Annotated in this window: 7 protein-coding genes and 1 tRNA gene; 4 read left to right on the top strand and 4 right to left on the bottom strand. The window is 57.9% G+C overall.

Annotated features, from left to right (window positions below; all coding sequences use genetic code 11):
* Positions 1–178: 178 nt before the first annotated feature.
* Complete coding sequence (locus tag BN1139_RS16275) at positions 179–1,864, bottom strand: aspartate:alanine antiporter (protein ID WP_005336899.1); 1,686 nt, start codon at positions 1,862–1,864, stop codon at positions 179–181.
* 137 nt (positions 1,865–2,001) lie between these two features.
* On the opposite strand from BN1139_RS16275, the gene BN1139_RS21485 reads away from it, so the two are divergent.
* Positions 2,002–2,166 carry a hypothetical protein gene (locus tag BN1139_RS21485; protein WP_013723682.1) on the top strand — a complete coding sequence of 55 codons (165 nt, stop codon included), beginning with the start codon at positions 2,002–2,004 and terminating at the stop codon, positions 2,164–2,166.
* Between the two features lie 471 nt (positions 2,167–2,637).
* Here the strand turns inward: BN1139_RS21485 and BN1139_RS16270 are convergent.
* A tRNA-Asn gene (locus BN1139_RS16270) sits at positions 2,638–2,713 on the bottom strand.
* A 133-nt stretch (positions 2,714–2,846) separates the two neighbouring features.
* On the opposite strand from BN1139_RS16270, the gene uvrB reads away from it, so the two are divergent.
* The 3 genes from uvrB to BN1139_RS16255 all read left to right on the top strand — a co-directional run bounded on the left by uvrB (position 2,847) and on the right by BN1139_RS16255 (position 5,939).
* On the top strand, positions 2,847–4,859 hold the full coding sequence (uvrB, locus tag BN1139_RS16265; RefSeq protein WP_005336898.1) for an excinuclease ABC subunit UvrB: 2,013 nt from the start codon (positions 2,847–2,849) through the stop codon (positions 4,857–4,859).
* Entirely contained in the window at positions 4,856–5,113 is a 258-nt protein-coding gene (locus tag BN1139_RS16260; RefSeq protein WP_013723683.1) for a YkvA family protein, read from the top strand. The genes uvrB and BN1139_RS16260 overlap by 4 nt, the downstream gene beginning before the upstream one ends.
* A gap of 178 nt (positions 5,114–5,291) precedes the next feature.
* On the top strand, positions 5,292–5,939 hold the full coding sequence (locus tag BN1139_RS16255) for a DedA family protein (RefSeq protein WP_013723684.1): 648 nt from the start codon (positions 5,292–5,294) through the stop codon (positions 5,937–5,939).
* A 78-nt stretch (positions 5,940–6,017) separates the two neighbouring features.
* On the opposite strand, the gene dsbB is transcribed toward BN1139_RS16255, so the two are convergent.
* On the bottom strand, positions 6,018–6,539 hold the full coding sequence (gene dsbB / locus BN1139_RS16250) for a disulfide bond formation protein DsbB (RefSeq protein WP_013723685.1): 522 nt from the start codon (positions 6,537–6,539) through the stop codon (positions 6,018–6,020).
* Positions 6,540–6,637: 98 nt separating this feature from the next.
* The gene (gene nhaB, locus BN1139_RS16245) at positions 6,638–8,218 is read right to left on the bottom strand and encodes a Na(+)/H(+) antiporter NhaB (protein WP_013723686.1); all 1,581 of its coding nucleotides are present in this window, start codon (positions 8,216–8,218) and stop codon (positions 6,638–6,640) included.
* Positions 8,219–8,356: the final 138 nt, after the last annotated feature.

Raw genomic sequence — 8,356 nt, 5'->3', positions numbered from 1 at the left:
GAGCAGAGCAGAGCAGAGCATCGACCATTGTGGAATAAGGGGAGTGGGTTGGTGGCAGATTTCAGCGCAGATGGGGGGCGCCACACCAATGAGCCTGCTCCGCACTTGGGAGAAAGGCAGATAGCAAGAAGGGAGCCTGAGGCTCCCTTTTTTGTTAGCGGTAATGTGATGGTACTGGCTAGAACCAGAAGCCGATGATAAAGGAGCCCGCCAGGGTCAGCATCACGTTGGCCACCGCATAGGTACCGGCATAGCCGAGCGCCGGAATGGAGCTGTTGGCTGCCTCGTTGACCACATCCATCGCCGGGGCACAGGTACGGGCACCTGTGATGGCTCCGAGCAGCAGCGCCGGGTTCATCTTGAGCACCCAGACCCCGAACAGATAGCCTACCAGCACCGGCAAGGTGGTCACCAGCATGCCGGAGAAGAGCACTACCGTACCCACCTCGCTGAGGTGGTCGAGGATGCCGCCACCGGCTTTCAGGCCCGTGCTCACCATAAAGACCGCCAGACCGAGATCCTTGGCCAATCTGAGCGCACCGGGCGGCACATAGCCGACCGTCGGGTGGTTGGCCCGCAGGTAACCCATCAGAATGCCTGCCAGCAGCAGGCCGACGGCGTTGCCGAGACCGAATTCGATCTGACCGAACACCAGCGAAACGGAGCCGATCAGCAGGCCGAGTACGAAGAAGGTGGTGAAGGCCACCAGATCCGTGGTCTGGCTGTGGATGCTGATAAAGCCGATCTTGTTGGCCAGCAGTTTGACCCGCTGCTTCTCGCCGCTGATCTGCAACACGTCGCCTTTTTGCAGCATAATGTTGCGATCGAACGGCATCTCGATCTGGGAGCGCACTACCCGGTTGAGGAAGCACCCTTTCTCGGTGAGGTTGAGCTCCACAAGATGGCGGCCTACCACGGAGTCATTCTTTACCACTATCTCTTCGGTGACGATCTGCAGGTCAAGCAGGTTGCGGTCGAACACCTCTTTACCGTTGCGGTAGTTTACGTCCAGCTTCTCGTGGCTCTCGGGATAGCCCACCAGGGCGATTTCGTCCCCTTCCTGAATAACGGCATCGCCATCGGGGCTGGCCAGAATGCCGTTACGGCGGATCCGCTCTACATAGCAGCCGGTATGGGGATAGATGCCGGTCTCCCGCAGGGTACGGCCACCGATCCAGGCTGCCAGCTCGGGGCCCACCCGATAGGCGCGGATGATGGGCAGATAGGTCTTGCGACTCTCGCTGTCGGAGAGCCCCCGCTCACGGGCGATTTTTTGCGCCTCGGTATTGAGGTCGAGCCGTGCCAGCGAGGGGAGGTAGCGCACCACCAGCATCAGACCCACCAGACCCACCAGATAGGTCAGGGCGTAGCCGATGCCCATGTTGTCGAGCACCGCCTGCATATCGGTCTGATGGGGCAGGTTGAGCAGACCGCTGCGCAAGGCATCCTGGGCACCCACCAGCGCCGGGGTCGAGGTGAGGGAACCCGCCAGGATCCCCGCCGCCATGCCCGGCCCCAGATTAAAGAACTTGGCCAGCCCCACCGTCAGCAGCAGGGCGGTCAGCAAGATCACCAGGGTCAGGGTGATGTAGTGGATGCCGTCGCGCAGGAAGACGCTGAAGAAGTGAGGGCCCGCCTCGATCCCCACACAGAAGATGAACAGCATAAAGCCTACGTTTTCAGTGGTGGCTGCAAATTCGAAGCCCATCTGGCCGAACAGCAGGGCGGTAAACAGCACACCTATGGTGTTGCCAATCTGAAAGTTGCCAATTCGCACCTTGCCCAGCAGCAGGCCGAAGGCCAATACCACGAACAGCAGCAGGGAGTCGCTTTGATGTAGCAGTGTCACGAAATCTATGGTCATGCCCGGAAAAACCGAGGAAAAAAGTGGGGTCGATATTGTGCCGGATCTATCCCCAATAAAGAAGCGCAAGGGAGCGATTAATCGAACGTTATCGGACGCTATTTGTGGAACCTGCGGCGTGATAGGGAGACAAGCGGATGAAATCTGGCAATTTTTGCTGTAACTGTCGTTGTCAATTAGTGAAATCTGCTGCCCGCGACCGAAGTGCTCTGGCGCAGGCCGATATTTTAGATTCTGCTGTCCGGCCGCTTGGCGGGGATCAGTTTCAGCAGATTCAACCGATGGCCGCCATGGTTGGCTGAGGGTCAAATCAGCTTGATATTTGCCCGTTCGCCCACAGGGAAAGGGTTGGCAAAAAGATACCTCTGAAAAGTGCCAATAGAGCCTGTCACCCCGCGGTTCCTGAGGGGGCAAAAAAACAGCATAAAATCAGGTTGGCCAGCAAAATGACTCTTCGCCGGGGGCCATCAAGGGCAATCCCGCGTCCTGACAGGGCTTGCTGCACTTACCCACAGAATCTGTGGATAACCCTGTTCATGAAACTTGTTCATCGCCCTGAAAGCCGCGCCAGCACTGGGATGCAAGGGCTGTTCAAAAAATACCGGAAGAAAAATGTTTGTATAAAAATCAAATAGTTAGGTGCAACAGGAGAAAACTCTGTCGAGCCGGAACGGGTAACAAAAGGGAGCGTCAGCAGCAAGAAGGATCTTGTGCATTAAAATTGGCAGGAGAGGGCACTAAAGTGGATAACTTGCACCGAGATGGTGAGGAATTGGCTCCCCCGACTGGACTTGAACCAGTGACATACGGATTAACAGTCCGCCGTTCTACCGACTGAACTACGGGGGAACATCAGGCAAGGAGGAGCATCATACAGAAGGTGTCTTGGGTGGTCAAGCCATTCGCGGGATGATGGCACGGGTGTACCGCTGCCAAACCCTCGGTTACACTGCTCCTCTGCTGTTTTGTGTCGGGAGTGTTCATGAGCAAATTGTTCAAGTTAGCCAGCCAGTTTCAACCCGCCGGGGATCAGCCCACGGCGATTGCCCAACTGCTGGATGGTATCGAGTCGGGGCTGGCTCATCAGACTCTGCTCGGGGTGACCGGTTCGGGCAAGACCTTCACCATGGCCAACGTCATCGCCACCCTGAACCGCCCGACCATGATCCTGGCTCCCAACAAGACCCTGGCCGCCCAGCTCTATGGTGAGATGAAGGAGTTCTTCCCCGACAACGCGGTGGAGTATTTCGTCTCCTACTACGACTATTACCAGCCCGAAGCCTATGTGCCGACCACCGACACCTTTATAGAGAAGGATGCCTCGATCAACGATCACATCGAGCAGATGCGATTGTCCGCCACCAAGGCACTGCTGGAGCGGCGCGACGTGGTGATCGTCGCTTCGGTGTCGGCCATCTATGGTTTGGGGGATCCCCAAGCTTATCTGAGCATGATGCTGCATCTCAAAGTGGGGGATGTGATCAACCAGCGGGATATCCTGCGTCGCCTCGCTGAGCTGCAGTACACACGCAACGACATGGCGTTTCAACGCGGCACCTTCCGGGTGCGCGGTGAAGTGATCGACATCTACCCTGCCGAATCGGACAAGTTGGCCCTGCGGGTAGAGCTGTTTGATGAGGAGGTGGAGCGGCTCTCCCAGTTCGATCCTCTGACCGGCGCCATCGAGCAGACGGTAGTGCGCTACACCATCTATCCCAAGACCCACTACGCCACCCCGCGCGAAACCATTCTGGGGGCTATCGAGCATATCAAGGAGGAGCTGCGCAGCCGCCGCGAGCAGCTGTTGTCCCTCAACAAGCTGGTGGAAGAGCAGCGCATCAGCCAGCGTACCCAGTTCGACATGGAGATGATGCAGGAGCTGGGTTACTGCTCCGGCATCGAGAACTACAGCCGCTACCTTTCCGGTCGTGCGCCGGGGGAGCCGCCGCCCACCCTGTTTGACTACCTGCCGGGGGATGGCCTGCTCATCATAGACGAGTCTCACGTCACGGTGCCGCAGATCGGTGCCATGTTCAAAGGGGACCGCTCCCGCAAGGAGACCCTGGTGGAGTACGGCTTCCGGCTCCCCTCGGCGCTCGACAACCGGCCGCTCAAGTTCGACGAATTTGAAGCGCTGATGCCGCAGACTGTGTTTGTTTCGGCGACTCCCGGCCCCTACGAGCTGGAGAAGTCCGGCGGCGATGTGGTGCAGCAGGTGGTGCGCCCTACCGGCCTGCTCGATCCGGAGATCGAGGTGCGTCCGGTGACCACTCAGGTGGACGATCTGCTCTCCGAGATCCGCAAGCGGGTGGCGGTGGAGGAGCGGGTGCTGGTCACGACCCTGACCAAGCGGATGGCGGAAGACTTGACCGAGTATCTGGCGGAGCACGACGTCAAGGTGCGCTATCTCCACTCTGATATCGATACGGTCGAACGGGTGGAGATCATCCGCGATCTGCGCCTTGGCAAGTTCGATGTGCTGGTCGGCATCAACCTGCTGCGGGAAGGTCTCGACATGCCGGAGGTGTCGCTGGTGGCGATTCTGGATGCGGATAAAGAGGGCTTCCTGCGTTCGACCCGCTCGCTGATCCAGACCATCGGCCGTGCGGCGCGTAACCTCAACGGCAAGGTCATTCTCTACGGCGATACCATCACCAACTCGATGAAGGTAGCCATTGAGGAGACCGAGCGGCGCCGCGCCTTGCAGCATGCCCATAACCTCAAGCATGGGATCACCCCCAAAGGGCTCAACAAATCCATTGGCGATGTGATGGACATGGGGGGCAGCCGCACGGCAGGCAAACCAGGCAAGGGGATGCGCAAGGCAGCCGAGCCGCAAGGGGAATACCATGTCCGCTCTGCCAGCGAGATTGCCAAAGAGATCAAGCGGATGGAGGAGCAGATGTTCCAACATGCCCGGGATCTGGAGTTCGAACAGGCGGCGGCACTGCGGGATCAGATCCAGCAGTTGCGCAGCGAGTTGATTGAGTCATGAGCCGCAAACGCTGGCTGATTTGGCAACGACTTCGTCGTCTCTATCATGGTTTTCGCCATCCCGGTACCCCCTGGTGGGCGAGGGGACTGGTGATCCTTATCCTGCTCTATGGCATTAGTCCGGTGGATCTTATCCCTGACGTGGTGCCCTTGCTGGGTTGGTTCGATGACGTGACCCTGCTGCTGGTGTTGCTGTGGGGTTGGGAGCGTTGCCTTCCCCCCGCAGTGCGCAGCGATCTGGAACAGGCCTCCTAGTTCACCTTTTCAACACCACGCTCGACATCACTCTGTGCGCTCCCACCCTCGAAGGAAGCGGAAAAACGGTTTCATTTGAAGGTGGGCTCTGCAGGATGAAAAAGAGGCTGCCCCGGTGATTGTCGCCCGGATGGCATTGGCGTAGACTCCACGCCGTTCACTTTATGGGTATGGAAAAATGGATCTGATCCTCTTTGCAATCGACTTTATCCTGCACGTTGACGTGCATTTGAAAGAGCTGTTCGAGAACTATGGCGTCTGGGTTTATGCCATCCTGTTTCTCATCATCTTCTGTGAAACCGGGTTGGTAGTGACGCCGTTCCTGCCGGGTGACTCCCTGCTGTTTGCCGCCGGTGCGCTTACCGTGGGCAGCGTGCTGGACGTCCATACCCTGGCGGCCGTGCTGATCATCGCTGCCGTGCTGGGCAACGTGGTCAACTACACCATTGGTCACTTCTTCGGCGAGCAGCTGTTCCGCAACCCGGACTCCAAAATCTTCCGCCGGGATTATCTGGAGAAGACCCACGCCTTCTATGCCAAGCATGGTGGCAAGACCATCATCATCACCCGCTTCCTGCCTATTGTGCGTACCTTTGCGCCGTTCGTGGCAGGGATGGGGGCCATGACCTATCCGCGCTTCCTGGCGTTCAACCTGGTTGGCGGCCTGCTGTGGGTACTCTCCTTCGTCTATGCCGGCCACTTCTTTGGTAATCTGCCGGTGGTGCGTCACAACTTTACCCTGCTGATCTTCGGCATCATCGGTATCTCCCTGTTGCCCATGGTAATTGGCGCGGTCAAGGCCAAGATGGGTACTGCCAAGGCGTAACCAGAAATACGGTCAGCCAGAACGAGAAAGGGGGAGCCATTATGGCTCCCCCTTTTTATCTCCACGCGGGCATGACACTCAGTTGCAGCAGCGCCCTTTCACCAGATTGCCGATGGCCACCACGGTGAAGACCAACAGGTAAGCGGCGAAGATGACGACCAGCCACTGGGGCATGGAGTAACCGAAGAACTGCCAGGTGATCTGGGCACAATCCCCTTCCGGCATAAAGAGCCAGGGGAGCCACTGATCGAGCGGAGCCCAGCTCGGGAAGTCGGCAAACGGGCTGCAGACGTTGAACGGGGAGGGGTTAACCTGATAGTCCACATGCTTGAGGGCCAGCTGGAAGCCGCGGAAGGCACTGTAGCCCCACAGCAATATGGCACTCCAGCGAACATACCACTTATTCGGCGCCACCATGCCGAGCAGACCGGCGGCCAGCACCCCCAGGGTCGCCAACCGTTCGTAAACGCACATCACGCACGGGGAGAGGCCCAGCACATGCTGGAAGAAGAGGGCGCACAACTCGAGGAACAGGGCTGATGCTGCCAACAGGCCCCAAGCCAGCCGATGGGCGGCAATACGGCGGAGAAACTCGATCATCTCATTGATCTCTCAGAAAAAACAGTGGCTGAATTAGAGCAGAGCGGAACCGAAAAGAAAAGGGCCCTGAAAGGGCCCTCGGAAACCATCTCAATGGATTAATGCAGCGCCTGCTGTACCGCTGGCAGTGCACTCTCCATCACCAGCCATCCATGCTGATAGAACCACTCGGTGGCAGGACCAAGCAGCAATTCGACAGAGAAAAAGCCGATCAGCCCCAGCACCAATGTGTAGGGCAGCGCCATCCAGACCATGCGGCCATAGGAGAGACGCAGCAGCGGCGCCAATGCCGAGGTGAGCATAAACAGGAAGGCGGCCTGACCATTGGGGGTGGCGACCGATGGCAGGTTGGTACCTGTGTTGATGGCTACCGCCAGCAGATCGAACTGGGCGCGGTCGATGGCACCATTGAGCATGGCCGTCTTCACCTCATTGATGTAGACGGTGCCGACAAAGACGTTGTCACTGACCATGGAGAGCACCCCGTTGGCCAGATAGAAGAGGGCCAGCTGGTTCTCCGGTTTGGCTGCCAGTACCAGCTGGATCACCGGTTTGAACAGCTGCTGATCGATGATGACGGCAACCACGCTGAAGAAGACCGCCAGCAGGGCGGTGAAGGGGAGAGCCTCCTGGAAGGCTTTACCCAGCGAGTGCTCCTCGGTGATCCCGGTCAGAGAGGTGGCCAGCACGATAACCGAGAGGCCAATCAGACCAACGGCTGCCAGGTGCATGGCCAGACCGACAATCAGCCAGATCGCAATCAACGCCTGAACGATCAGCTTGGCCTTGTCTTGCGGGCTGCGTTTTGCCTCTTCGTAGCGGTTGTACTCCTCCATGATGGCGCGCACCGTGTCCGGCAGGCGGGCGCCATAGCCAAACCAGCGGAACTGCTCTACCAGCACGCAGGTCAGCAGACCGCAGATAAAGACGGGGACGGTGACGGGAGACATACGAATGGCAAATTCAGCGAAGTTCCAGCTGGCTTGCTCGCCGATGATGAGGTTTTGCGGCTCGCCCACCAGGGTGCAGACACCACCCAGCGCGGTGCCGATGGCGGCATGCATCATCAGGCTGCGCAGGAAGGCGCGAAAATCATCGAGATCCTGGCGATTGAGCTCGGCGACTTCCTTATCATCGGTATGGTCATGGCTGTGACCAAACTCCTTGCCGGACGAGACCTTGTGATAGATGGCATAGAAACCGGTGGCGACGCTGATCACCACGGCAATCACGGTCAGGGCATCGAGAAAAGCTGACAGGAAGGCGGAGACCAGACAGAAGGAGAGGGAGAGCAGGATCTTGGAGCGTACGCCGATCAGCAGCTTGGTGAAGACATAGAGCAGCAGCTGCTTCATGAAATAGATGCCTGCCACCATGAACACCAGCAACAGCAGCACTTCGATATTGGCGACCAGCTCGTGTTTGACCTGATCGGCGGAGGTCATGCCGATCAACACGGCTTCGATCGCGAGCAGACCACCCGGTTGCAGGGGGTAGCACTTGAGGGCCATGGCCAGGGTGAAGATAAACTCAACGACCAGTAACCAGCCCGCAATGAAAGGATCAAGGTGGAAGGCAATCGGATTGATCACCAGAAATAGCAAGATGGCGCTTTTATACCACTGTGGTGCATTGCCCAAGAAGTTCTTGGCGAATGCCTGCCCTAGGCTTATTGGCATGATAATGGGTCTCAACTTTGTTGTTAGGATCTGCTTCTATGCAGTCAAGGATGATTCGACCTGTGCCTCCCGATGTTGGCCTTTATCTGTCTGATTCCTCGTGATTTTAATCAAAAAGCGTGACGATTATAAATGATA

Source organism: Aeromonas veronii bv. veronii, assembly GCF_000820225.1.
GTDB lineage: Bacteria > Pseudomonadota > Gammaproteobacteria > Enterobacterales > Aeromonadaceae > Aeromonas > Aeromonas veronii.
Note: the sequence above shows the minus strand (reverse complement) of the source record. Positions and strands in the feature narration are given on the sequence as shown.

What these genes read in the sequence shown, in the direction of transcription:
- BN1139_RS16275 (WP_005336899.1), bottom strand. Translation starts at nt 1,864, where the DNA reads ATGACCATAGATTTCGTGACACTGCTACATCAAAGCGACTCCCTGCTG.
- BN1139_RS21485 (WP_013723682.1), top strand. Translation starts at nt 2,002, where the DNA reads ATGAAATCTGGCAATTTTTGCTGTAACTGTCGTTGTCAATTAGTGAAA.
- uvrB (WP_005336898.1), top strand. Translation starts at nt 2,847, where the DNA reads ATGAGCAAATTGTTCAAGTTAGCCAGCCAGTTTCAACCCGCCGGGGAT.
- BN1139_RS16260 (WP_013723683.1), top strand. Translation starts at nt 4,856, where the DNA reads ATGAGCCGCAAACGCTGGCTGATTTGGCAACGACTTCGTCGTCTCTAT.
- BN1139_RS16255 (WP_013723684.1), top strand. Translation starts at nt 5,292, where the DNA reads ATGGATCTGATCCTCTTTGCAATCGACTTTATCCTGCACGTTGACGTG.
- dsbB (WP_013723685.1), bottom strand. Translation starts at nt 6,539, where the DNA reads ATGATCGAGTTTCTCCGCCGTATTGCCGCCCATCGGCTGGCTTGGGGC.
- nhaB (WP_013723686.1), bottom strand. Translation starts at nt 8,218, where the DNA reads ATGCCAATAAGCCTAGGGCAGGCATTCGCCAAGAACTTCTTGGGCAAT.